Raw genomic sequence first — 22,024 nt, forward strand, 5'->3', positions numbered from 1 at the left:
GGACGATTCCCTATATTGGCGTCGTTCTTTGTGGAAAGAGGCACGGCAATGTGTGCAAAGTCACATTGCGGCGCTTTCTTCACGGGCTAATCGTGAGCGGCCCGCCATGGTGGGAAAACTCCGATCCTGTGAGACGATGACAATGATGCTTCTGGAACGGCAGATGCAGCTGCAGCAGCTGGAGACACTGCTTGGCGATGCAATACGCGGCCATGGCCGCATCGCCGTGCTGGCCGGGGAGGCCGGCGCCGGCAAGACGGCGCTTGTTGAGGCATTCGCGGCCCGTGTCGGGCAAAGCGCGGCAATGTTGCGCAGCGCTTGCGAGGACCTGTCGATCCCAGATCCGCTGGGGCCGCTCTACGATCTGGCCCGTGAGGCGCAATGGGCGCTGCCGCGCGCAATCGACGCCCGGCATGGGCAGAGACTGCCGCTGTTTTCCGATGCGCTCGACGCCTTTGCGGCCAAGGGACCGAGCCTGCTGGTGATCGAAGACCTGCACTGGGCCGACGATGCGACGCTCGATTTCGTGCGCTTCCTCGGCCGGCGTATCACCAACACCCACATCCTGCTGTTGCTCACGGCGCGCACCGACCGCAGCGAAGGACAGATGCGCGTGCGCCGCGCCCTTGGCGAAATCCCGACCGGCAGCGTGGCGCGCATGGACGTGCCGCTGCTCAGCGAGGCGGCCGTGCTGTCGCTCGCCGATGCGGCCGGACGCGACGGCGACGCCATCTACCGGGCGACCGCCGGCAATGCCTTCTTCGTCACCGAATTGCTGTCGGCGGAAAACGAAACGGCGCTGCCGGCAAGCGTGCGCGACGCCGTGTTGGCGCGGGCTGAACGGCTGTCGCCAGGCGCCCGCGCAATGCTCGACGCGGTGTCGGTGTTTCCGCGCCGCGCCGACGTCTGGGCTCTGCAGGGCCTGTGCGGCGTCGCCAGCGCCGGCCAGCTGGCCGAGTGTGTCGCCAACGGCCTGCTCGACGATCTGGGCGACGGCTACGCCTTCCGGCACGACATCGCGCGGCGCGCCATCGAGATGATGCTGACGACGTCGCACAGGCGGCAATTCAACCAGCGTGCGCTGGCGGCACTGCTCGAAAATGGCGACGTCTCCACAGGCCGCCTGGTGCATCATGCGGTCGAGGCGCATAATCTGGCGGCGGTGCGCGAACTTGCGCCAATCGCCGCGCGCGAGGCGTCGCGCGTCGGCGCCCATCGCGATGCCGCCGGCTATTACGAGATCGCCCTGCAGCAGGCCGACAGCCTGCCGGTGATCGAGCGCGCCGCGCTCTACGAAAGTCATGCCTTCGAGTGCCATCTCATCGGCAAGATCGATGATGCGCTTGCAGCGCAGGGACAGGCGCGCCGGTTGCATCAGGCAGACGGCAACAGGCTGAAGGAGGGCGACAGCCTGAGATGGCTCTCCCGGCTGAGCGAAATGGGCGATGACCGCGAGGCGGCGGCCGCCTTCGGCGCCGAGGCTGTGGCTATGTTGGAAGCGGCTCCCGCCGGTCCCGAACTCGCCATGGCCTATTCGAACCTTTCGCATCTGGCGATGCTTTCGGAGAGGGTGGAGGACACGCTGTTCTATGGCGAGAAGGCAGCGGCGCTGGCTGCGCGCATGAACCGTCCCGACATCGCCTCGCATGCTCTCAACAATGTCGGCTGCGTCGAGCAGTGGCTCAATCCGGATGCCGGACGCCTGCGCCTCGACCAAAGCCTTGAGATTGCGCTCCAAGGCAATTTCCAGGAACATGCCGCGCGCGCCTTCACCAACCGCGCCTGTTTCGAGATCACCCAGATGAGCTACGACGTGGCGCGTCCGGTGCTGGAGAGCGGCATCCACTATTGCACCGAAAACGACCTCGGCACCTGGCGCGACTATCTCAGGGGCATGCTGGCCGATGTGCAACTGCGTCAGGGCCAATGGGATGAGGCCGCCGCGACGGCAAGCGATGTCATCGACAATGAGCGGACAACCACCGTGGGCCGGTTTCCGGCGCTGCTGGCACTGGCGAAACTGCGCCTGAGGCGCGGCGATCCCTCGGCCGAGCCGCTGTTCGCCGAAATGGCGCGCCTGGTCGGAAGCGGCGGCGACCTGCAGATGCTGAGCTCCTATGCGGCCTTGATAGCGGAGCAGGCATGGCTGGGCCTGGCCGACAGGCAAGAGGCGCTGGCGCTGATCACCCGCGCCGAAACGCCGGTGCGCTCGCGTGCCCATGTCGGGGAGCTGGCGCTGTGGCGAACATTGCTCTCTCCCGATATGCCGGCCGGCGACACCGCCGACATGGCGACACCATACCGGCTGCTTCTAACCGGCGACTGGCGTTCGGCTTCTGCACTCTGGGCCGAATTGAATGCGCCATACGAGCGCGGACTGGCGCTCATCCTCGGCGACGACGAGGGGCAGCGGCTGGCATTGGATATTTTCGACGGCCTGGGGGCAAGGCCGGCAGCCCAGCGCCTGCGCGATATCATGCGCAAGAACGGCGTTGGCGGCATCGCCCGCGGCCCGCGCCGCTCGACGCGCGCCAACCTCGCCGGCCTCACCTTGCGCCAGATGCAGGTGCTGCAGCTGATCGAACGCGGCCTCTCCAACAAGCGGATCGCCGAGCAATTGACGATTTCGCCAAAGACGGTCGATCACCATGTCTCGGCGGTGCTGGGCAAGCTGGATGCGGTGTCGCGCGGCGAGGCGACGGCGGCGGCGCGCGATTCGGGGTTGTTGTGAGAAGCTTGTTTTAAAATTTCGACTGAGAGGTCGCGATCCTTCGCGCCCCCCTCTGTCCTGCCGGACATCTCCCCCTCAAGGGGGGAGATTGGCTGTCACTGTGGCTTTCGCCAATTGTCGAAATTGAAAGAAAGTTACGGCGCCGAAGCTGCTGATCTCCCCCCTTGAGGGGGAGATGGCCGGCAGGCCAGAGGGGGGTGCTGTCCCGCCGACCTAATGATCAAGCAAACGCGCCATGGCAGTGCTTGTATTTCTTGCCTGAGCCGCAGGGGCAGGCTTCGTTGCGGCCGATCTTGCCCCAGGTCGCCTGGTTGTTCGGATCACGGTCTTCAGGAGCGACAATGGCGTTGCTCTCCTGGCGGACCAGAAGTGCGGTCTCGCCACCCTCGAAATCGTCCTCGCCCGTGGTGCCGTCAATGTGGCTGCCGAACATTTCAGGCGCTTCGGGCGGCGGCGCTTCGGCGGCCTGGCGGACCAGTTCGACGCGCATCAATTGCGCGGTGACGGCCTGGCGCAGATTGCCGAGCAGCGCCTGGAACAGCTCGAACGCCTCGCTCTTGTATTCCTGCAGCGGATCGCGCTGGGCGTAGCCGCGGAAGCCGACGACCGAACGCAGATGGTCGAGGTTGACGATGTGCTCGCGCCACAGATGATCGAGCGTCTGCAGCACCACCGAGCGTTCGACATAGCTCATCACGTCGGGGCCGAAGCGCTCGGCGCGCTCCTTGGCGGCGGCGTCGGCGGCCTTGGTCAGGCGCTCGCGGATGTCGTCCTCGGCAATGCCTTCTTCCTTGACCCAGTCCTCGACCGGCAGGTCGAGATTGAGGAATTCGGCGACCTCGGCCTTGAGGCCGGCGACGTTCCACTGCTCGGCATAGGCGTTTTCGGGGATGTTCTTGGTGACGATCTCCTCGATGACGCCTTCGCGCATCTCGGCGATCGTCTCGGACAGGCCTTCGCCGTCCATCAATTCGATGCGCTGCTCGAACACCACCTTGCGCTGGTCGTTCGAGACGTCGTCGTATTTCAACAGGTTCTTGCGGATGTCGAAGTTGCGCGCTTCGACCTTCTTCTGCGCCTTTTCCAGCGCCTTGTTGATCCACGGATGGATGATGGCCTCGTCTTCCTTGAGGCCAAGCTTCTGCAGCATGCCGTCCATGCGCTCGGAGCCGAAGATGCGCATCAGATCGTCCTGCAGCGACAGGAAGAATTTCGAACGGCCGGGGTCGCCCTGGCGGCCGGAGCGGCCGCGGAGTTGGTTGTCGATGCGGCGCGATTCATGGCGCTCGGTGGCGAGCACGTAGAGGCCGCCGGCGGCTAGCGCCTTTTCCTTCAGGCGCTCGACATCGGCAATGATTTCCTTTTCGCGCGCCTCGCGCTCGGGACCAGCAGGCATGTCGCCCAGTTCGTCCTCGATGCGCATCTCGGCGTTGCCGCCGAGCTTGATGTCGGTGCCGCGTCCCGCCATGTTGGTGGCGATGGTGATGGCGCCGGGCTTGCCGGCCTGGGCGACGATGGCAGCTTCGCGCTCGTGATGGCGGGCGTTCAGCACTTCGAAATCCTTGAACCCTTCCTTGCGCAGGCGCTCGGCCAGTTGCTCGGATTTTTCAATGGAGGTGGTGCCGACCAGCGTCGGCTGGCCCTTGGCGCGCGCTTCCTTGATCTCCTTGACGATCGCCTTGTACTTCTCCTCGACCGTCCGGTAGACCTCGTCGTCCTCGTCCTTGCGGATGACCGGCAGATTGGTCGGGATCTCGGTGACTTCGAGGCCGTAAATGTTGCCGAACTCCTCGGCCTCGGTCAGCGCCGTGCCGGTCATGCCGGACAGCTTCTTATAGAGGCGGAAATAGTTCTGGAAGGTGACGGAGGCCAGCGTCTGGTTTTCCGGCTGGATCGCCACATGCTCCTTGGCTTCGAGCGCCTGGTGCAGGCCTTCCGAATAGCGGCGTCCCGGCATCATGCGGCCGGTGAATTCGTCGATGATGACGATCTCGTCGTTGCGGACGATGTAGTCCTTGTCCTTCTGGAACAGCCGGTGCGCCTTCAGCGCGTTGTTGACGTGGTGGACGATGGCGACGTTCTCGACGTCATAGAGCGACTCGCCCTTGAGCAGGCCGGCCGCGCGCAGCAGGTTTTCCAGCTTCTCGGTGCCTTCCTCGGTGAAGATCGAGGTCTTCTGCTTCTCGTCGATCTCGTAGTCGGCTGGGCCGAGCTGCAGCATGAAGGCATCGATGGTGTTGTACATTTCCGAACGGTCCTCGAGCGGACCGGAAATGATCAGCGGCGTGCGCGCCTCGTCGACCAGGATGGAATCGACTTCGTCGACGATCGCGTAATTGTGGCCGCGCTGCACCATCTGCGCGCGCTCATACTTCATGTTGTCGCGCAGATAGTCGAAGCCGAGCTCGTTGTTGGTGGCATAGGTAACATCGGACGCGTAGGCGACGCGGCGTTCCTCGTCGGACAGGCCATGGACGATGACGCCGACCGAAAGGCCGAGGAATTTGTAGACGCGGCCCATCCATTCGGAGTCGCGGGTGGCAAGGTAGTCGTTGACGGTGACGACATGGACGCCCTTGCCGGCAAGCGCGTTGAGATAAACGGGCAGGGTGGCGACCAGGGTCTTGCCCTCGCCGGTACGCATTTCGGCGATGCCGCCATTGTGCAGCACCATGCCGCCGATCAGCTGCACGTCGAACGGGCGCATGCCGAGCACGCGGCGGGATGCCTCGCGGACGGTGGCGAAAGCCGGCACCAGCAGGTCATCGAGCGTAGCGCCGTTGGCGATATCCTGGCGGAATTTTTCCGTGCGGGCCTGAAGTTCGGCGTCGGACAGCGCCCGCATCTCGTTTTCCATGGCGTTGATCGCCTCGACACGCGGCCGGGTCGATTTTACGCGGCGATCGTTGGAGGAACCGAAAACCTTACGGGCGAGACCGCCGAGACTGACCATCCGATGGTCCTTTCGATAGAATTCTCAATTTTGAGATGAGCGCCGGCCGGCCCCATCAATTCCGCGTGAAACGCGGACAAACACAAAAAGCGCCCGGAAAACGGTTCTGGACGCAAAGTCGTTGGACAGATAAGAGGGGGCTCAACTGATGTCAACGCCGCGTTAGCCCTATGGGCAGCGCCAAATTCCGCCACAATCCGGCTGATCTGCAAGCCCTACCAATCCCCCCTTGGAGTTAATCTTGATGTCCTTACTGTTTCGCCGTGCGTCGCTCGCCAGCCTTGGCTTGGCTTTCGGCCTGTCGGCCCTGTCGCTGTCTCCGCTGATGGCCCAGGAAGCCGCTCCCGCCCCGGCCAATGCCGCAGCAGCGCCGGCGGCAGCCCCCGTCGATCCGAACGCCGTCATCGCTACCGTCAATGGCCAGAAGCTGACCGAGGCGGACCTTGGGCTTGCCGAGGGCGAGCTGTCGCAGCAGTTCTCGCAGTTGCCACCCGAGCAGCGCCGCGCCGCCGCCCTTTCGGCGGCCATCGAAATCCGCGTCATGGCCGCCCAGGCGGTCGCTACCGGGCTCGACAAGGATCCCGAATTCCAGCGCCGCATGGCGTTCCTGCAGCAGCGCGCGCTGCATGGCGAGATGGTCGAGAAGGGCGTCGTCGACAAGGTTACCGATGCCGAGGTGCGCGCCCGCTACGACCAGGAAATCGCCAGCACGCCGCCGGTCAATGAGATTCATGCCCGCCACATCCTCGTGAAGACGAAGGAAGAGGCCGAGGCGATTATCAAGCAGCTCGATGGCGGTGCCGACTTCCAGAAGCTCGCCAACGAGCATACCAGCGATCCCTCGGGCAAGACCAATGGCGGCGATCTCGGCTGGTTCGGCCCGGGGCAGATGGTGCCGGAATTCGACAAGGCGGCAGTTGCGCTCGAAATCGGCAAATACACCAAGGAGCCGGTGCAAACGCAATTCGGCTGGCATGTCATCAAGCTCGAGGACAAGCGCACCAAACAGCCGCCGGCCTTTGACGACGTCAAGGACCAGGCCAAGCAGGCGGTGATCCGCGACAAGTATTTCGCACTGGTCAAGCAGCTGCGCGGCGCCGCCAAGGTCGAAATCCCCGACGCCAATCTGAAGAAGGCCGTCGACACGATGGAAGCCGGCAAGTAAGGCCGGCACCGAAAAAACATGCAAAGGGCGCCGTTCGGCGCCCTTTTCAATTGCGGGAGATGCCTGACATCACATAGCGGACAGTGGCAAGGATTGTCGCCTCATCTTCGTCCAGCCGGTTGGTCAAAAGGTGTTTCCAGGCATAGGAAGCGATGAGGTCGGCGACCAGCGCTGCGTCGATATCGGCCGCAACCTCGCCGCGCGCTTTGGCGCGCTCGATGATCCGAGCGGTGTGGGACACGCGCCCATCGGCATAGCCAGTCAGGGCCGCGGCCGCCGCTTCGTCCGACTGGGCCTCGGCGATCAGCGAGCGGAATACGCTGCCCGAGGATGTGTCGCGCCAATGCGCGAAGAGGTTCCTCAGGAAACCGACGAGGTCGTCTTCGAGACTGCCGGTATCGGGGACGTCGACACGCTTTTGCCGCTTGTAGACCTCTAACAGCAGGGCCGCCTTGCTCGGCCACCAGCGATAGATCGTGGGTTTGCCGGCGCGCGCCCGCCGCGCCACGGCCTCTATGGAGAAGCCGGCATAGCCGGCCTCGACCAGCACCGCCTCCGCGGCCTCGAGAATGGCCTCGGCGCTGTCTGGGTTGCGCCGCGCCCCGATCGATCTGCGCGCCGGATCCTCGCCCATGTCTGTCCTTGCCAACAATCTCGCCGGCAATATAGGTGAGCTGGCAGGCAAACGAAACGGCCCGTTTCCAGCGCTTGTAGAAGCAGGTCTCACATTCGCCCTTCGCGGGGATTTTCAGTTCATCGCTTGCGAGGTTTCCGAGGCGATCCGCCACTGGCCGTCGCTCTTCACCAGCCCAAGCGTGACGCGTGCCTTGCCGGTCATGCGCGCCGCCGATTTGTCTTTCGACACATAGTCGTAGCTCATCGCGAACACGGCTTCGGCGCGGTTCTCGCCCTGCGGCGTCACCTCGAGGCTGCCGGGCTCGAGACTGAACGACCAGGATGCAAATTGCGCGAACCAGTCCGTCTTGAGCTTGACGACGGCGTCGCTGTCATAGCGCGTGCGGAAGATGGTGGCGGAAGGCGCATAGAGCCGCTTGACGGTCTCGCCGATCGCCGCGGCATCGGGCGCAAGATAGTCGTCACGCAGGAATTTCTCGATTGCGGTCTTGTCGTCGCCTACAGACCGTTCGAGTGCCGCAACCTTTGTTTCGGGCGCCGGGGGGACGGCGGGCTTCGGCTGTGCAACCGTTTCGCCGCCGGGCACAAACTCAAACCGTTCGAGCAGCGAACCCTGTTCCCATGGGCGCTGTCCCTCGCGGGTTTCGGAGACCACGTCGCGGCGCACCGCGATCATCATGTCGTTGATGCTCTGGCCGGGCTCGGCCATGTGTCGCAGCAGGGCGGCGGCGAACGGCGAATTGCGCCCGGTGCCGTCCATGGCGACAGCGCCTGGCGCCGTCGAGAAGGCGATGAAGGAGCCACGCGTCGAATCGAACTGGGCCAGACCGGCAAGCGCCGTTGCCGAGCGCGTGGTGGCGGTGCGGCTCAGGCTGCGGGCAAAGGGATTGTTGCGGCAGGCATCGAGGAACACCAGGCTGACCTTGGTCTGCTGCTCCATGATGTCGAGGACTTCGTCGATCGGCACGGCTTCGAGCTGCAGCTTGACCGGCATGTCGAGCCGGGCGTCGACCGGGACGATGTAGTTGCGCCCTTCGACCTGCAGGCCGTGGCCGGCATAATAGAACAGCCCGACCCCGGCGCCTTCCAGCGCATCGGAAAATTCGCCGATCCTGCGCTCGAGTTCGCGCTTGCCGAGATCGTTGCCCTCGATGACGTCGAAGCCGATCGAGCGCAGCTTGCCGGCAATATCGAGGGCATCGTTGACCGGATTGGTGAGCGTGCCGGCTTCGGCATAGGTGCCATTGCCGATGACCAGCGCCACGCGCCGTTCCGGCTGCGCATCGGCGCTCAGGAGCAAAAGCCCCATAAACGCCACCGCCAAGATCACCAGCCTGCCCATGGCCGATATCATAACGCCAGAGGCCCCGGTGACGCCAACGGATTTGAAATGCAAGCTTAATCCCTGGTGGCTTGCCGACAGCGGCGGCCAAGAAAACGCCCTTGCGCCGGGCCGTGCTATCGGGCAAACCGGCCTTCGCCTAGCGTTTTTCCGTCGCCCGAGGTCCCCAATGTCCGCAACGATTTCGCCGCTCGCGCCGAAGAAATATCCCAAAATGCCTGCCATTGAGGGCGTGCGCATCGCCACCGCAGAGGCCGGGATCAAGTACAAGAACCGTGCCGACCTCTTGGCCATGGTCTTCGATGCCGGCACAGCGGTTGCCGGCGTGTTCACGAAGTCGAAATGCCCCTCGGCGCCGGTCGACTTCTGCCGCGAGAACCTTGGCGCCGGCAAGGCGCGGGTGCTTGTGGTCAATTCCGGCAACGCCAACGCCTTCACCGGCAAGAAGGGCCGCGCCTCCACCCAACTGACCGGCGAGGCCGCGGCCAAGGCCGCAGGCTGCACGCCAGGCGAAGTGTTCCTCGCTTCTACCGGGGTAATCGGCGAGCCGCTCGACACCACCAAATTCAGCCATTTGCTGGCCGGACTGGTCAAGGACGGCAAGCCGGATCTGTGGATCGAGGCGGCAAAGGCCATCATGACCACCGACACCTATCCGAAAGTGGCGACAGCGACGGTCAAGCTCGGCGACACCGACGTCATCATCAATGGCATCTCCAAGGGCGCCGGCATGATCGCGCCCGATATGGCGACTATGCTGTCCTTCATCGCCACCGATGCGCCGATCGCCGCCCCCGTGCTGCAGGACTTGTTGTCGCGCGGCACGGCCAAGACCTTCAACGCCGTCACCGTCGACAGCGACACCTCGACCAGCGACACGCTGCTGTTGTTCGCCACCGGAGCCGCTGCCAAGCGCGGCGCGCCCGCCATCAGCGATCCCAAGGATGCGCGTCTCGGCGCGTTCCGCCGGGCGCTGGGCAAGGTGCTCAAATCGCTGGCGCTGCAAGTGGTGCGCGACGGCGAGGGCGCCCGCAAGCAGGTCGAAGTCACCGTTACCGGCGCCAAATCGGCGCGCTCGGCCAAGCGCATCGCGCTGTCCATCGCCAATTCGCCGCTGGTCAAGACGGCGGTTGCCGGCGAGGACGCCAATTGGGGCCGCGTCGTCATGGCCGTCGGCAAGGCCGGCGAGCCGGCCGATCGCGACCGGCTGTCGATCTGGTTCGGCGACAACCGTCTGGCGCATGAGGGCGAACGCGACCCGGGCTACTCCGAGGAAGCGACCTCGGCCTATATGAAGCGCGACGACATTCGCATCCGCGCCGATATCGGTATCGGCCGCGGCAAGGCGACGGTGTGGACCTGCGACCTCACCAAGGAATATGTCGCCATCAATGGCGATTACCGGAGCTGATGGAGTTGGCTTCCAGGCATCCGGCAAGCATGCTCGCCATCGTGCGCCGCTACGAGGCTGCGGGGTTTCGCGCCTGGCCGGCGGCGGCCGTGCATTATGACGGCACCTGGGTGGTGCGGCTGACAGCCGGCCATCCGGCCAAGCGGCTGAACTCGGTCAACCCGCTCGATCCCGGCGACACCCAGCACATTGCCGAGCGCATCGGCCGCGCCAGCCGGCGCTTCGACGCCTATGGCAGGCCGCTGACCTTCCGCATCTCGCCGCTGTCGGGGCCGGACCTAGCCAAGCATCTCGACAATGAGGGCTGGAGCACATTCGACGAATCCCTGGTGATGCGGCTGCCGCTGGCGGACGCGCAACTGGCGCCGGCCATGGACCAGATTCCGCTGAAGGATATCAGCCGCTTTCTCGGCGCGTCGCTCAAGGTCAGCGGCTCGGATGCATCGCTGCGGCCCGGTCTTTCGGAAATCATCGGCGCTATCCAACCCGAAGTCGGGCTGTTTGCGCTGGAGGAAGGGGCCGACCCTCTGGCGGTGCTGATCTGCGTCCATGACGGCGATCTTGCCGGCCTGTTTGAGATCGCCACCGCCAAGTCGGCGCGCAATCAGGGCCATGGCCGCAACCTGATCCTGTCGGCGCTGAAGTGGGCGAGGCTGCGTGGCGCTCGCGAAGCCTGGCTGCAGGTCGAGGCCAGCAATGCGCCGGCGCTGGCGCTCTATCACTCGCTGGGCTTCGACGAAGTCTATCGCTACCACTATCGCCGGCCGCCGGGCGCATGAGCGAGATCACCGGCAAACGCCTGCTGCTGGTCGCCGCGTGCGCGCTGGTCGATACCGATGGCCGCGTGCTTCTGGCGCAGCGGCCCGAGGGCAAACAGCTTGCCGGCCTGTGGGAATTTCCCGGCGGCAAGGTAGAGCCAGGCGAGACGCCGGAACAATGCCTGATCCGCGAACTGCAGGAAGAAATCGGCATCGAGACCGACATTCCTTGCCTGGCGCCGCTCACCTTCGCCAGCCATTCCTATGATGATTTCCATCTCCTGATGCCCCTGTTCGTCTGCCGCCGCTTCCGCGGCATCGCGCAGCCCAGGGAAGGGCAGGCGTTGAAATGGGTGCGGCCAAAGCAGATGCGCGACTATCCCATGCCGCCGGCCGACGCGCCGCTAATCCAGTTCCTCATCGACCTGTTGTGATACAAAGCCATTTCGCGGTCTGATCTAGCCAGCGTTAATGGAAGATTTATCTCGTCGTGAAAAATTGCGGCAAAGCGGGTTCGCGGGGAGCGATTGCATGAGCCTCGACAGGGAATGGGACTCGATCCGGCCAGATCGCAGCTTTCGCGCCGCCGGCGTCGGCTTATTGCGCGTCACGCTGTTGTTCGGCTCGGCCGCAGTGGCGCTGGCGCTGATCGCGGTCCCCGTGCTGGACAACCAGACGCGATCATCCAGCCGCGATGCTCTTGCAGGCGGTCTCGACCCGATGAGCACGGGTTCGATCGGCTCGCGGGCCACCTATACTCTGCGCAGAAGCGTGCTGCAGCCCTCACCGAGCCCAGTCTGCATCATCCGCGCCGACGGCCAACGCAGCGGCGACTGCTGACCAACAAGGTCGACACCAGCTTGAGAACTTCCTCAACGCAGGCCCATTTCACAGCCTGTTAAGCTTGTGCCGTTAACCTTTCTTAACAGGTCGGCGATATGGTCGGGGATGAGAGGGATCGACGATCATGAAGCCATTGCTGCGCCGATTTTTGCAGGACGAAACAGGCGCCACGGCCATTGAATATGGCCTGATCGTTGCGGTGCTGTCGCTTGCCATCGTCGGGGGTGTCGGCAAGGCCAGCAATGCGATCCAGTTTCTGTTCAGCGACAACAACAGCAGGCTCGCAAACGCCTTCGCCGAGCACTGATCCGGAGCGCCGTCACCGCCCGCCGGGGTTTTCCAGTATCGTCTTCAGCGAGACCTTCGCCGAACCCGGTTTCAAGGGCTTTTGCTGCGAGGCATCGGGCGCCCAGCCCGACATCCAGACGATGGAAAAGCTTGCCCTGATGCGGCCATCAGCGTCCGAAAAGCGTTCGGCATAGATTTCGGCGGCACGGGTAAAAAGCTTTCGCGCTCCCGGTCGCCGGCTGCGATCAGTCAGCGCGCTGGTTTCGCCCATCGCCCTGAGATCGGCAATGAGGTCGAAGAGGGTATCGTAGCGGACGGTCACCGTTTCGACGTCGGCCACCGGCAGCGCCAGTCCGGCGCGCTGCAGCAGTGCGCCGGCGTCGCGAACATCGGTGAAGGGGATGACACGCGGGCTGGCGCCGCCATAGAGTTCGGTCTCGGCGGCGAGCAGGCTTTCGCGCAATTCGGAAAGTGTGCCGGCGCCGGCAAAGGCGCCGAGGAAAAGCCCGTCGGGCCGCAGAGCGCGGCGGATCTGCACCAGCATGCCGGGAATGTCGTTCATCGCCTGCAACGACAGAAGTGAAACGACGAGGTCGAGGCTTTCCGGCTGGAACGGCACTGTTTCCAGCGGTGCTATCAGCCCTGGCCGGCCGTCCAGAAACGCTGGATCTGCCTCGACGCGCACGATCTCCGCTGCCTTGCCGCTTGCAGCGACCACGTCCGTTGCGTCCGGCGTCTGGCAAAACAGCACCGCGGCCTTGCCGAATTTCCGCTCGACCGCGCCGAGCCGGTCGGCAAGGTCTTCCGCCGCCCGCCGCATCAGAAAATCCGCGCCGGCTACGGGGTGGGCCAGCGCCCTGCGCTTGCGCACCAGCCAAAGTTCAGTATCGATGATCGGCTGCAACGGTAGACATCCCTGTTTGTCCGTCTAGTGATATCCTGGCGCGGACGACAAAACCACGTGGCCGATCCGGTGATGGAGATCAAGAGCCTCGCTCAAACCATGTTGAAACTGGCCATGTTGGACTGGCCGGCGCGGATGCTGTTCCCGCCGGTCTGTGCCGGCTGTCGCAGGCACGTCTCGCAACCCGGCGTTTTGTGTGGTGCCTGCTGGCCGAAACTCAGGCTGCTGGAGCGGCCATGGTGCGCGGTGATGGGCACGCCATTCACGCACGATATGGGCGAGGGATTCCTGTCGGCCGAGGCGATCGCCGATCCGCCGCCGTTCGAGCGGGCGCGGGCGGCCGTGGCCTATTCAGGTGTCGCCCGCCAGATGGTGCAAGGTCTGAAATACCAGGATCGCACCGATCTGGCGCCGTGGATGGCGCGCTGGATGCTGCGCGCCGGCGCTGAGGTAATTGCAGACGCCGATGTCGTCGTACCGGTGCCGCTGCACTGGCGGCGCTTCTTTCGGCGGCAGTTCAACCAGTCGGCGGAGTTGGCAAGGGCGGTTGCGCAGCTTAGCGGGCTGCCTTTCTCGCCCTCGGCGGTCCGGCGCGTCAAGCTCACGCGCCAGCAGGTCGGGCTGGAGCGGCAGGAGCGCGAGGACAATGTGCGCGCCGCCTTCCGTGTGCCTGCGGAAGCCGAAATCGAGATCACTGGGCGCCGCGTGCTTCTGGTCGACGATGTCTACACCACCGGCGCTACCGTGCGCTCGGTCGCCAAGGCGCTGAAGAAGGGCGGCGCCGGAGCGGTCGATGTGCTGACCTTTGCGCGTGTCCTGCCGGGGGACTTTCGGGCCGACGAGTCCGCGACTATATAAGGTCAAAGAAAGGCACGGACCGATGCTCGATGTGACGATTTACACCCGTATGATGTGCGGCTATTGCGCAGCGGCCAAGCGGTTGCTCGACCGCAAGGGCGTCGCCTACACCGAGCATGACGCTTCGTTTTCGCCGGAATTGCGCCAGGAAATGATTTCGCGGGCGCATGGCCGCTCGACCTTTCCGCAGATTTTCATCGGCGACACGCATGTCGGCGGCTCCGACGACCTCCACGAGTTGGAGGCACGGGGGCAGCTGGATAGGCTGCTTGCCAACGGCTCGACGACAAAGAGCGGTTCGTAGCGCCGCTCTATGTCTTTGTTTTTACGCAATTCCGGACGGAAAACCGTTACACACTTTTCCTGGAATTGCTCAAAGAGGACGTGACGATGGGTATTTTCAAGGCGGCGGCGATCCAGATGCGTTCGGGCGAGAGCCCCGAGCGCAACGCGTTCGATCTCGAACGGCTGGTGCGCGAAGCGGCAGGCCTCGGTGCAACCTACATCCAGACCCCGGAAATGACCGGTGCGCTGATCCGCGACAAGGAAGCCAGGGCTGCTTCCTTCACCTTGGAAGACAAGGACATCGTCGTGGCGGCCGCGCGCAAGCTCGCCAGCGAACTCGGCGTCTTCCTGCACATCGGCTCGACCGCCATCCTGCGCACCGACGGCAAGCTCGCCAACCGGGCGCTGCTGTTTGGGCCGGACGGCGCCACCCTTGCCACCTACGACAAGATCCACATGTTCGATGTCGACCTCGACAATGGCGAGAGCTGGCGCGAATCCGCCGCCTATGAGCCGGGCACCGAGGCCGTCGTCACCGAGATCGACGGCGCTAGTCTCGGCTTTGCCGTCTGCTACGATCTACGCTTTCCACAGCTGTTCCGCGCCGAGGCGATGGCCGGCGCCGACCTCTTGTCGGTGCCTGCCGCCTTCACCCGCCAGACCGGCGAGGCGCACTGGCATGTGCTGCTGCGAGCCCGTGCCATCGAGAACGGCGCCTATGTGGTTGCTGCAGCACAAGGTGGCCTGCATGAGGATGGCCGCGAAACCTATGGCCATTCGCTGATCGTCGACCCATGGGGTCGAATTCTCGCCGAGGCCGACCATGACGATCCGGAGGTGATCATCGCCGAGATCGACACGGCGCAGTCGTCGGCCGCGCGTAAGAAAATCCCCAATCTCAAGAACGCGCGTGATTTTGCCGTCAATGCCGGCGCAGTGGAAGCGCCGCGGCTCAGGGGCGCGGCTTCGTGATCCGCTTTGCCCTGATCTGCGAGCACGAGCACGAATTCGAGGGCTGGTTTCGCAGCAATGACGATTTCGACACGCAGAAGAAGCGCGGCTTCGTCGATTGCCCGAGCTGCGGCTCGCACAAGGTGCAAAAGGCGCTGATGGCGCCAGCCGTCTCCACCGCGCGGAAGCAGGAAACAATTGCGCTGGCCATGGGCGAAACCCAGAAGCAGGCTTTGGCGCAACTGAAGGCGATGGCCGAGAAGGTGCGCGAGAATGCCGACTATGTCGGCGACAAGTTTGCCGAAGAAGCGCGCAAGATCCATTTCGGCGAGAGCGATGCGCGCGGCATCTATGGCGAGGCGACGTTGGACGATGCCAAGAGCTTGGCCGAGGATGGCATCGATTTCATGCCGATCCCGAGTTTTCCCGAGGAGCGCAATTGAGCGATCAGCTGGCGCTATCGATCAATTTGCCAAGCAACTGAGCCAGTGCCCCCCGCTCCGTGCCGGTGAGCCCGGCGAGGATTTCATGCTCGTTGGCGACGTGGGCGGTCAGGGCTTCGTCGATCAAGGCCAGACCTTTTTCGGTCAGTTGCACGACAATGCCACGCCGGTCGTTGGGGTGCGGGCCGCGCAGGATCAGTCCGGCCTTCTCAAGCCGGTCGAGCCGGTTGGTCATGGCGCCGGAGGTCACCATCGTCGCCTCGTATAGAGCGGTCGGTGTCAGCGCGTAGGGCTGGCCGGAGCGGCGCAGCGTCGCCAGCACATCGAATTCGCCGGCCTGCAGTCCGAAACGGGCAAACAGCGGGGCGAGGCGCTCGCGGGCGATTAGCGACGAGGCTTCGTTCAGCCGCCCAAGCACCAGCATTGGCGACACCTCCAGGTCCGGCCGTTCCCGCTTCCATTGCTCCACCGCCTTTGCCGCGCGATCCATCTGTCTCACCGCTAAGTATCTTGACGTTAAGAATCTTTGTGGTATGCTACCTAAAGATACAGTTTCGACCCAGTGCCGCAAGTGAGTGACGGGACCATCCGATGAAATTTCTCTGGGAATCGGCGCTTGGCCTGCTGGTCGTCACCGGCGGCCTGCTCGGCCTGACCCTGCCGTTCGGCAAGCTGGCGACGGCTGTCGGCGTTCCGGCCATGGTCTGGGCCTTCGTCATCTCGTTCGGCGCCGGGGGCGTGCTGCTGTGCGCGTTGCTCGCGAACGGCGAGCGCATGCGGCTCACCTCGCACAGACTGCGCTATTTCTTCATCACCGCCGCCGTGTCCTACGCCGTGCCCAATCTGCTGATGTTTTCGGCTATCCCGCATCTCGGCGCCGGCTATACCGGCATCATGTTCACGCTGTCGCCGGTCATCACACTGGTGTTTTCGATCCTGCTCGGCGTTCGACGGCCAAATACGCTCGGCAGTATCGGTATCGCCGTCGGCTTCATCGGCGCCGTCATGGTGGCGGTGACGCGCGGCGAGGCCGGCCAGCCGGCCGATGTCTACTGGGTGCTGGCCGGACTTTTGATCCCGGTCAGCCTTGCCGCCGGCAATATCTATCGCACCGTCGACTGGCCCGAAGGCACCGGTCCGATCGAACTGGCCGTCGGCAGCCACCTGGCCTCGGCGACGCTGCTGCTGATCGGCATTCTCGCGCTGTTCGGCGTCGGCGCTTTCGCCCCGCTCAGGGCCGTGCCGCTGGTTGTCGTGGCGCAAGTCGCTTCGGCCTCGGCGATGTTTGCCTTCTTCTTCCGGCTGCAGGCCGTGGGCGGTCCGGTCTATCTCAGCCAGATCGGCTATGTGGCGGCGGCCGTCGGCCTGTTTGCCGGAACCATCTTCCTCGGCGAGCACTACCAGTTGCTGACCTGGGCCGGCGCGGTGATCATCACCATCGGCGTGATCATCACCACCAAGGCGCAGAGCCAGAAGGCATAGGGTCTTTGGTTTACGCAATTCCCTAGGCAAAGCGCTATGCGCTTTCCCGGGAAAACCGCTTCACACTTTGCTCGAACTGCTCAAGCTTAAATTTGGCTCGCGTCGAGGCGCTTCCGTAGCGCCGGCGGGACGACGTTTCGCCAGGCCGTCCGAACGGCGCTGCGGAATGTCTGTTCGTCGCAGGCTTCGAGCATGATCGACGTCCATCCCTTTTGGCCCCAGCCGCCTGTCACGGGCCTGAAAACCGATGGCTCAGCCGCGGCCATCATCTCTTGCTGGTCGCGGTCGAGCTTGACGACAGCACGGTCGGCTTCGGGCAGCGAGACGAAGATACGGTTGCGGACGCGGAAGTCAGCCTTGCCGAAATGCGATTGCTCGACCGTTTCGGGAAGATCGAGCGCCAGCTCTCGGGCCCTCATAGTGTCCACGGCCGCCCCCTTTCGTTCAGACCGATCGTTTTTCCGCCAGCACCATATAGTTGACGTCCATGTCCTTGGAGCGTGCCCAGCGGTCGGCGAGAGGATTGTAGGTCACGCCGGTGCGGTCGATGATGGTCATGGCGGCGCTGCCGAGGGCCTTTTCAAGCTCTTCGGGCCGCACCAGCTTGCCGAACTGGTGGGTGCCGCGCGGCAGCCAGCGCAGCACATATTCGGCGCCGATGATGGCCAGGCCCAGTGCCTTCAGCGTGCGGTTGATGGTGGCGACGAACATGATGCCGCCGGGCTTGACCATCTCGCCGCACTTGCCGATGAACAGGTCGACATCGGCAACATGCTCGACGACTTCCATGTTGAGGACGACGTCGAATTTCTCGCCGGAATCGGCCAAATCCTCAGCGGTCGTAGCGCGATAATCCACCGTCACGCCGCCTTCGGCCGCGTGCAGCTTCGCCACCTCGATGTTGGTTGCCGAGGCGTCGGCGCCGACCACTTCGGCTCCAAGCCTTGCCATCGGCTCGCACAATAACCCACCACCGCAGCCGATATCGAGGAAACGCAGGCCTTCGAACGGCCGCGCCGCCCGCGGATCGCGGCCGAAGCGCGCCGCCACCTGGTCCCGGATATAGGCCAGCCGGACCGGGTTGAATTTGTGCAGCGGACGGAATTTGCCGTTCGGGTTCCACCATTCGGCGGCAAGCGCGGAAAAGCGTTCCACTTCTCCGGCATCGATTGTCGATCGTCGGGCCTCTGGCATGGGGCGGGTCTCCTCGGACGCTAGGAAGTCGGGTGCCGGGGCAAGAAAGTCAAGGCCGGTTTTATGCGACTGCTGGCAAGTCGACCTAGGGCCTCGAGATCACAATCGCCGCATGTCCCATCTCAACACTCGCGGGATCGATGGCCCGCATCGCTTCGCAATCGCCGATCTCGGCGATGATGCGGCCGGCGGCGGCGAGAGCCTGCTCGCGACTTCGCCAGCGCACGACATCGACCCAGCTGCCATCGTCCCGCCGCGCCAGGCAGCGGTTTACGAAACCAGGTTGCCGCGCCAGCCAGTCGGCGACCAGGTTGTTGGCGGCGGCAAAGCCCGCTTCGGCTCCAGGCTTGAGGCGAAAGGTGACGATTTCCAGGGCCTCGGTCATTTTGCGTCCAGCACGTCGCGCAATTTCGCCGCCAGCTGCTCGATGGTGAAGGGCTTGGCCAGGAAATGCACGTCATGGTCGAGCACGCCATTGTGGACGACGGCGTTCCTGGTGAAGCCGGTGGTGAAGATCACCTTCAGCTTTGGCATGCGCGCCAGCGCCTCCTCCGCGAGCTTGCGGCCATTCATCACCGGCATGACGATATCGGTGAACATGAGCGCCACACCAGGGTTGTCGCCCAGCTTTTCCAGCGCTTCCTGGCCGCTTGCGGCATGAATGACGGTGTAGCCGAGTTCGCGCATGGCATCGGTGGTGGAAGCCCGCACGCGTGGATCGTCCTCCACGACAAGGATGGTTTCGGTGACCGGCACGGCAGGATTTCCGGCTCGTTCCGAAGATATGGCGGCCTCTTCCGGGCCGAAGAAGCGCGGCAGGTAGATCCTGATCGTGGTGCCTTGGCCGGGTTCCGAGTAAATCTTGACGTGTCCGCCGGACTGTTTGACGAAGCCGAACACTTGGCTCAGCCCGAGGCCGGTGCCCTTGTCGACCGGCTTGGTGGTGAAAAACGGCTCGAAAGCCCGCTCCATGACGTCCGCCGGCATGCCGGCGCCGGTGTCGCTGACCGCGATCATCACATACTGGCCGGCTTTGACCTCGGCATGGGTGGCGGCGTAGCCCTCGTCGAGGTGGCTGTTGGCGGTCTCGATGGTCATCTTGCCGTCCTCGCCCATGGCGTCGCGCGCATTGACCGCCAGGTTGAGAATGGCATTTTCGAGCTGGCTCGGATCGGCATGGGTCTTCCACAGGCCGCCAGCCAGCACGGTTTCGATGCGGATGGTTTCGCCGAGCGCCCGCCGAAGCAGGTCCGACATGCCGGCGACCAGACGATTGGCGTCTACAACCTGAGGCGCGAGCGGCTGCTGGCGCGAGAAGGCAAGCAGCCGTGACGTCAAGTTTGCGGCCCGGGTCGCCGCATCGGTCGCCGCTTCGATGAATTTCATGATGTCGTGCTCGCCCCGCGTCAGCTTGCGCTGGGCGAGGTTCATGGCGCTGATGATCACCGCCAGCATGTTGTTGAAATCGTGGGCGATACCGCCGGTCAGCTGGCCCACAGCCTCCATCTTCTGCATCTGGCGGATCTGCGATTCGGCCTTTTCACGCGTCTGGATTTCGTTGCCGAGCTCGATGTTCTTGCGCATCAGCTCTTCCTGGGCGATCGCCACTGCGCGGAACCGGCGGCGCGAAAGGCGAACCGTGTAGGCGCCAAGCAGGAAGATCGCCAGCAGCGCCGCTATCGAGCCGATTCGCAGCCAGTTTTCGACCCGGTCGGTATGAGCGTCGCGCGCGGCGATGGCTGCGCCGCCAATGCGCCGGATCGTGTCCATGCTGGCCCGGATCTGGTCCATGGCGGCCTTGCCTTGGCCGCTGCGGACCAGTTCCAGAGCTTTTGCCGCATCGCCGCGATCGTAGAGTGCAATCGTCTCAGCCAATTCGGCCTGGTTTTGTGAAAGCGCGTCCTTGACGTGGTTGATCTGCTGCACGAGTTCGTCGTCCGGCGCGGTCATGCCGTCGATGCGGGCAAGCTGGCCCGGAATGGCGTCGACCGCCTGCCGATAAGGCTGGAGGTAGGATTTCTCGCCGGTCAGGAGATAGCCGCGCTGGCTGGTCTCGGCCTCCTGAGCCATCGCAAGCAAACCGGAAAGCAATTCCTGATACTCGACCGCCTCGCGCGCGGCCTCACGATTGGCTCTCTGGGTCTCGACCAGCACGGCGCGTGTGCCGACGATCAACGCCAGCACGGCGAAGCCGATGAACAGCGGCAGCGATTGCCACCGCATGGCGCGTCGAAGGCGAACAATCATTCGATATGCCGGACCAAAAGGAGTTTCCCGCGGGCAGCATTTGGTAAGCGGCGGCGGGGCCGAACGCAATATGCCGCGATCCTGAAGCCGGCATCCGCCGCCAGCCTTGCGAAACCGTGATCATTTGGCTAAGGAGGCGCGCATTCAGCGGCCGGCTTCTGTCGAGCGCTTACTTCCCCTTTCGGTCCTGGGCCGGCTTCAGTCAAAGGCATTTCGCTTCCATGGCGCGCATCGTGATGAAATTCGGCGGAACCTCCGTCGCCGACATCGCCCGCATCCGCAATGTGGCGCGTCACGTCAAACGCGAGGTCGATGCCGGCCATGAGGTCGCTGTCGTGGTTTCGGCGATGGCGGGCAAGACCAACGAACTGGTTGGCTGGACGCGCGAAGCCTCGCCCATGCACGACGCGCGCGAGTATGACGCCGTGGTCGCCTCGGGCGAGCAGGTGACTGCCGGCCTGCTGGCGATCACACTGCAGAATATGGGCGTCCATGCCCGCTCCTGGCAGGGCTGGCAGATCCCGATCAAGACCGACAACGCGCATGGCGCGGCGCGCATCCTCGACATTGACGGCGCGTTCCTGATCAAGCGCTTCGGCGAGGGCCAGGTGGCTGTCGTCGCCGGCTTCCAGGGCATCGGCCCGGACAACCGCATCGCCACGCTCGGCCGCGGCGGCTCCGACACAAGCGCGGTGGCCATTGCCGCGGCGGTCAAGGCCGACCGTTGCGACATCTACACCGATGTCGACGGCGTCTACACCACCGATCCGCGCATCGAGCCGAAGGCGCGGCGGCTCAACAAGATTTCGTTCGAGGAAATGCTCGAAATGGCGTCGCTCGGCGCCAAGGTCTTGCAGGTGCGCTCGGTCGAGCTTGCCATGGTGCACAGGGTGCGTACGTTCGTGCGGTCGTCCTTCGACGACCCCGATGCGCCCGGAATGGGGGATTTGCTCAATCCTCCGGGAACGCTCATTTGCGACGAGGAAGAGATCGTGGAACAGCAGGTCGTCACCGGAATTGCCTACGCCAAGGACGAAGCGCAGATTTCTCTGCGTCGCGTCGGCGACCGCCCGGGCGTTGCCGCCGGCATTTTCGGCCCGCTGGCCGAGGCCAACATCAATGTCGACATGATCGTCCAGAACATCTCAGAGGACGGCAAGTTCACCGACATGACCTTCACCGTGCCGTCCGGCGACGTGGACAAGGCGTTGGCCGTGCTGGAGCGTCTGAAGGCTTCGATCGGCTATGACGTGGTGCAGTCGGAAGCCGGCATGTCGAAGGTTTCGGTCATCGGCATCGGCATGCGCAGCCATGCCGGTGTGGCCGCCACCGCTTTCAAGGCGCTGGCCGACAAGGCGATCAACATCCGCGCCATCACCACCTCCGAGATCAAGATTTCGATACTGATCGACGGTCCCTACACGGAACTCGCGGTTCGTACTTTGCATTCCGTGTACGGTCTGGATAAGCAGTAGCGAGAGCGATTTGAGTTGTTGCGTGTGCGCCGGTCGCAGTGGAAACTGCGGCGGGCAA

At 64.2% G+C, this 22,024-nt stretch carries 22 protein-coding genes; 13 read left to right on the top strand and 9 right to left on the bottom strand.

What is annotated here, in order from left to right; genetic code table 11:
- The first annotated feature begins 142 nt into the window (after positions 1 to 142).
- Positions 143 to 2,731 (top strand): ATP-binding protein, encoded by a 2,589-nt coding sequence (locus tag ACYG9R_RS14930; protein ID WP_031199676.1) that lies wholly within the window; start codon positions 143 to 145, stop codon positions 2,729 to 2,731.
- A gap of 220 nt (positions 2,732 to 2,951) precedes the next feature.
- Here ACYG9R_RS14930 and secA read toward each other — a convergent pair whose 3' ends face one another.
- Complete coding sequence (gene secA, locus ACYG9R_RS14935; protein WP_023672992.1) at positions 2,952 to 5,684, bottom strand: preprotein translocase subunit SecA; 2,733 nt, start codon at positions 5,682 to 5,684, stop codon at positions 2,952 to 2,954.
- 244 nt (positions 5,685 to 5,928) lie between these two features.
- On the opposite strand from secA, the gene ACYG9R_RS14940 reads away from it, so the two are divergent.
- A complete protein-coding gene (locus ACYG9R_RS14940; RefSeq protein ID WP_023672991.1) occupies positions 5,929 to 6,849 on the top strand; it encodes a peptidylprolyl isomerase in 921 nt (306 codons plus the stop codon).
- 46 nt (positions 6,850 to 6,895) lie between these two features.
- Here ACYG9R_RS14940 and ACYG9R_RS14945 read toward each other — a convergent pair whose 3' ends face one another.
- Positions 6,896 to 7,483: a TetR/AcrR family transcriptional regulator gene (locus tag ACYG9R_RS14945; RefSeq protein WP_023714960.1), complete on the bottom strand. Its 588-nt coding sequence runs from the start codon at positions 7,481 to 7,483 to the stop codon at positions 6,896 to 6,898.
- 114 nt (positions 7,484 to 7,597) lie between these two features.
- Complete coding sequence (locus tag ACYG9R_RS14950; RefSeq protein ID WP_023824685.1) at positions 7,598 to 8,827, bottom strand: caspase family protein; 1,230 nt, start codon at positions 8,825 to 8,827, stop codon at positions 7,598 to 7,600.
- Positions 8,828 to 8,996: 169 nt separating this feature from the next.
- Between ACYG9R_RS14950 and argJ the strand changes: the two genes are divergently transcribed.
- From argJ to ACYG9R_RS14975, 5 genes are all read left to right on the top strand, one after another.
- Positions 8,997 to 10,238 (top strand): bifunctional glutamate N-acetyltransferase/amino-acid acetyltransferase ArgJ, encoded by a 1,242-nt coding sequence (gene argJ / locus ACYG9R_RS14955; protein ID WP_023824684.1) that lies wholly within the window; start codon positions 8,997 to 8,999, stop codon positions 10,236 to 10,238.
- A gap of 29 nt (positions 10,239 to 10,267) precedes the next feature.
- A complete protein-coding gene (locus tag ACYG9R_RS14960) occupies positions 10,268 to 11,017 on the top strand; it encodes a GNAT family N-acetyltransferase (RefSeq protein ID WP_031195769.1) in 750 nt (249 codons plus the stop codon).
- Positions 11,014 to 11,430 (top strand): 8-oxo-dGTP diphosphatase MutT, encoded by a 417-nt coding sequence (mutT, locus tag ACYG9R_RS14965; protein WP_023685791.1) that lies wholly within the window; start codon positions 11,014 to 11,016, stop codon positions 11,428 to 11,430. The genes ACYG9R_RS14960 and mutT overlap by 4 nt, the downstream gene beginning before the upstream one ends.
- A gap of 97 nt (positions 11,431 to 11,527) precedes the next feature.
- Positions 11,528 to 11,836, top strand: a complete 309-nt coding sequence (locus ACYG9R_RS14970) for a hypothetical protein (RefSeq protein ID WP_023824682.1) — start codon at positions 11,528 to 11,530, stop codon at positions 11,834 to 11,836.
- Between the two features lie 127 nt (positions 11,837 to 11,963).
- Positions 11,964 to 12,146: a Flp family type IVb pilin gene (locus tag ACYG9R_RS14975; RefSeq protein WP_023672984.1), complete on the top strand. Its 183-nt coding sequence runs from the start codon at positions 11,964 to 11,966 to the stop codon at positions 12,144 to 12,146.
- A 12-nt stretch (positions 12,147 to 12,158) separates the two neighbouring features.
- On the opposite strand, the gene ACYG9R_RS14980 is transcribed toward ACYG9R_RS14975, so the two are convergent.
- Positions 12,159 to 13,031: a methyltransferase domain-containing protein gene (locus ACYG9R_RS14980; RefSeq protein ID WP_023733657.1), complete on the bottom strand. Its 873-nt coding sequence runs from the start codon at positions 13,029 to 13,031 to the stop codon at positions 12,159 to 12,161.
- A 72-nt stretch (positions 13,032 to 13,103) separates the two neighbouring features.
- Here ACYG9R_RS14980 and ACYG9R_RS14985 point away from each other — a divergent pair, with 72 nt between their 5' ends.
- The 4 genes from ACYG9R_RS14985 (at position 13,104) to ACYG9R_RS15000 (ending at position 15,568) form a co-directional block, all read left to right on the top strand.
- Entirely contained in the window at positions 13,104 to 13,889 is a 786-nt protein-coding gene (locus tag ACYG9R_RS14985) for a ComF family protein (RefSeq protein ID WP_196813620.1), read from the top strand.
- A 22-nt stretch (positions 13,890 to 13,911) separates the two neighbouring features.
- Positions 13,912 to 14,193, top strand: a complete 282-nt coding sequence (grxC, locus tag ACYG9R_RS14990; RefSeq protein WP_023672982.1) for a glutaredoxin 3 — start codon at positions 13,912 to 13,914, stop codon at positions 14,191 to 14,193.
- Between the two features lie 86 nt (positions 14,194 to 14,279).
- The gene (locus tag ACYG9R_RS14995) at positions 14,280 to 15,146 is read left to right on the top strand and encodes a carbon-nitrogen hydrolase family protein (protein WP_023824681.1); all 867 of its coding nucleotides are present in this window, start codon (positions 14,280 to 14,282) and stop codon (positions 15,144 to 15,146) included.
- A complete protein-coding gene (locus ACYG9R_RS15000) occupies positions 15,143 to 15,568 on the top strand; it encodes a DUF1178 family protein (protein ID WP_023824680.1) in 426 nt (141 codons plus the stop codon). The genes ACYG9R_RS14995 and ACYG9R_RS15000 overlap by 4 nt, the downstream gene beginning before the upstream one ends.
- A 4-nt stretch (positions 15,569 to 15,572) precedes the next feature.
- Here ACYG9R_RS15000 and ACYG9R_RS15005 read toward each other — a convergent pair whose 3' ends face one another.
- Entirely contained in the window at positions 15,573 to 16,058 is a 486-nt protein-coding gene (locus ACYG9R_RS15005) for a MarR family winged helix-turn-helix transcriptional regulator (protein ID WP_023672979.1), read from the bottom strand.
- Between the two features lie 101 nt (positions 16,059 to 16,159).
- Between ACYG9R_RS15005 and ACYG9R_RS15010 the strand changes: the two genes are divergently transcribed.
- A complete protein-coding gene (locus ACYG9R_RS15010; protein WP_023824679.1) occupies positions 16,160 to 17,050 on the top strand; it encodes a DMT family transporter in 891 nt (296 codons plus the stop codon).
- An 86-nt stretch (positions 17,051 to 17,136) separates the two neighbouring features.
- On the opposite strand, the gene ACYG9R_RS15015 is transcribed toward ACYG9R_RS15010, so the two are convergent.
- From ACYG9R_RS15015 to ACYG9R_RS15030, 4 genes are all read right to left on the bottom strand, one after another.
- Positions 17,137 to 17,469, bottom strand: coding sequence for an MmcQ/YjbR family DNA-binding protein (locus ACYG9R_RS15015; protein ID WP_023693995.1), 333 nt, complete (start codon positions 17,467 to 17,469; stop codon positions 17,137 to 17,139).
- 25 nt (positions 17,470 to 17,494) lie between these two features.
- Positions 17,495 to 18,244 (bottom strand): bifunctional 2-polyprenyl-6-hydroxyphenol methylase/3-demethylubiquinol 3-O-methyltransferase UbiG, encoded by a 750-nt coding sequence (ubiG, locus tag ACYG9R_RS15020; RefSeq protein ID WP_023672976.1) that lies wholly within the window; start codon positions 18,242 to 18,244, stop codon positions 17,495 to 17,497.
- A gap of 85 nt (positions 18,245 to 18,329) precedes the next feature.
- Complete coding sequence (locus ACYG9R_RS15025) at positions 18,330 to 18,629, bottom strand: antibiotic biosynthesis monooxygenase family protein (RefSeq protein WP_050588469.1); 300 nt, start codon at positions 18,627 to 18,629, stop codon at positions 18,330 to 18,332.
- Positions 18,626 to 20,467, bottom strand: coding sequence for a CHASE3 domain-containing protein (locus tag ACYG9R_RS15030; RefSeq protein ID WP_023824678.1), 1,842 nt, complete (start codon positions 20,465 to 20,467; stop codon positions 18,626 to 18,628). The genes ACYG9R_RS15025 and ACYG9R_RS15030 overlap by 4 nt, the downstream gene beginning before the upstream one ends.
- A 245-nt stretch (positions 20,468 to 20,712) precedes the next feature.
- Here ACYG9R_RS15030 and ACYG9R_RS15035 point away from each other — a divergent pair, with 245 nt between their 5' ends.
- Positions 20,713 to 21,966, top strand: a complete 1,254-nt coding sequence (locus ACYG9R_RS15035) for an aspartate kinase (protein ID WP_023685777.1) — start codon at positions 20,713 to 20,715, stop codon at positions 21,964 to 21,966.
- Positions 21,967 to 22,024: the final 58 nt, after the last annotated feature.

This window comes from Mesorhizobium sp. RSR565B (assembly GCF_054719465.1).

Coding starts and splice junctions, on each gene's coding strand:
- ACYG9R_RS14950 (WP_023824685.1), bottom strand. CDS start 8,827: ATGGGCAGGCTGGTGATCTTGGCGGTGGCGTTTATGGGGCTTTTGCTC.
- ubiG (WP_023672976.1), bottom strand. CDS start 18,244: ATGCCAGAGGCCCGACGATCGACAATCGATGCCGGAGAAGTGGAACGC.
- ACYG9R_RS15015 (WP_023693995.1), bottom strand. CDS start 17,469: ATGAGGGCCCGAGAGCTGGCGCTCGATCTTCCCGAAACGGTCGAGCAA.
- ACYG9R_RS14995 (WP_023824681.1), top strand. CDS start 14,280: ATGGGTATTTTCAAGGCGGCGGCGATCCAGATGCGTTCGGGCGAGAGC.
- mutT (WP_023685791.1), top strand. CDS start 11,014: ATGAGCGAGATCACCGGCAAACGCCTGCTGCTGGTCGCCGCGTGCGCG.
- ACYG9R_RS14985 (WP_196813620.1), top strand. CDS start 13,104: ATGGAGATCAAGAGCCTCGCTCAAACCATGTTGAAACTGGCCATGTTG.
- ACYG9R_RS14970 (WP_023824682.1), top strand. CDS start 11,528: ATGAGCCTCGACAGGGAATGGGACTCGATCCGGCCAGATCGCAGCTTT.
- ACYG9R_RS15010 (WP_023824679.1), top strand. CDS start 16,160: ATGAAATTTCTCTGGGAATCGGCGCTTGGCCTGCTGGTCGTCACCGGC.
- ACYG9R_RS15005 (WP_023672979.1), bottom strand. CDS start 16,058: ATGGATCGCGCGGCAAAGGCGGTGGAGCAATGGAAGCGGGAACGGCCG.
- ACYG9R_RS14930 (WP_031199676.1), top strand. CDS start 143: ATGATGCTTCTGGAACGGCAGATGCAGCTGCAGCAGCTGGAGACACTG.
- grxC (WP_023672982.1), top strand. CDS start 13,912: ATGCTCGATGTGACGATTTACACCCGTATGATGTGCGGCTATTGCGCA.
- ACYG9R_RS15030 (WP_023824678.1), bottom strand. CDS start 20,467: ATGCGGTGGCAATCGCTGCCGCTGTTCATCGGCTTCGCCGTGCTGGCG.
- argJ (WP_023824684.1), top strand. CDS start 8,997: ATGTCCGCAACGATTTCGCCGCTCGCGCCGAAGAAATATCCCAAAATG.
- ACYG9R_RS14975 (WP_023672984.1), top strand. CDS start 11,964: ATGAAGCCATTGCTGCGCCGATTTTTGCAGGACGAAACAGGCGCCACG.
- ACYG9R_RS15025 (WP_050588469.1), bottom strand. CDS start 18,629: ATGACCGAGGCCCTGGAAATCGTCACCTTTCGCCTCAAGCCTGGAGCC.
- ACYG9R_RS15035 (WP_023685777.1), top strand. CDS start 20,713: ATGGCGCGCATCGTGATGAAATTCGGCGGAACCTCCGTCGCCGACATC.
- ACYG9R_RS14940 (WP_023672991.1), top strand. CDS start 5,929: ATGTCCTTACTGTTTCGCCGTGCGTCGCTCGCCAGCCTTGGCTTGGCT.
- secA (WP_023672992.1), bottom strand. CDS start 5,684: ATGGTCAGTCTCGGCGGTCTCGCCCGTAAGGTTTTCGGTTCCTCCAAC.
- ACYG9R_RS14945 (WP_023714960.1), bottom strand. CDS start 7,483: ATGGGCGAGGATCCGGCGCGCAGATCGATCGGGGCGCGGCGCAACCCA.
- ACYG9R_RS14960 (WP_031195769.1), top strand. CDS start 10,268: ATGCTCGCCATCGTGCGCCGCTACGAGGCTGCGGGGTTTCGCGCCTGG.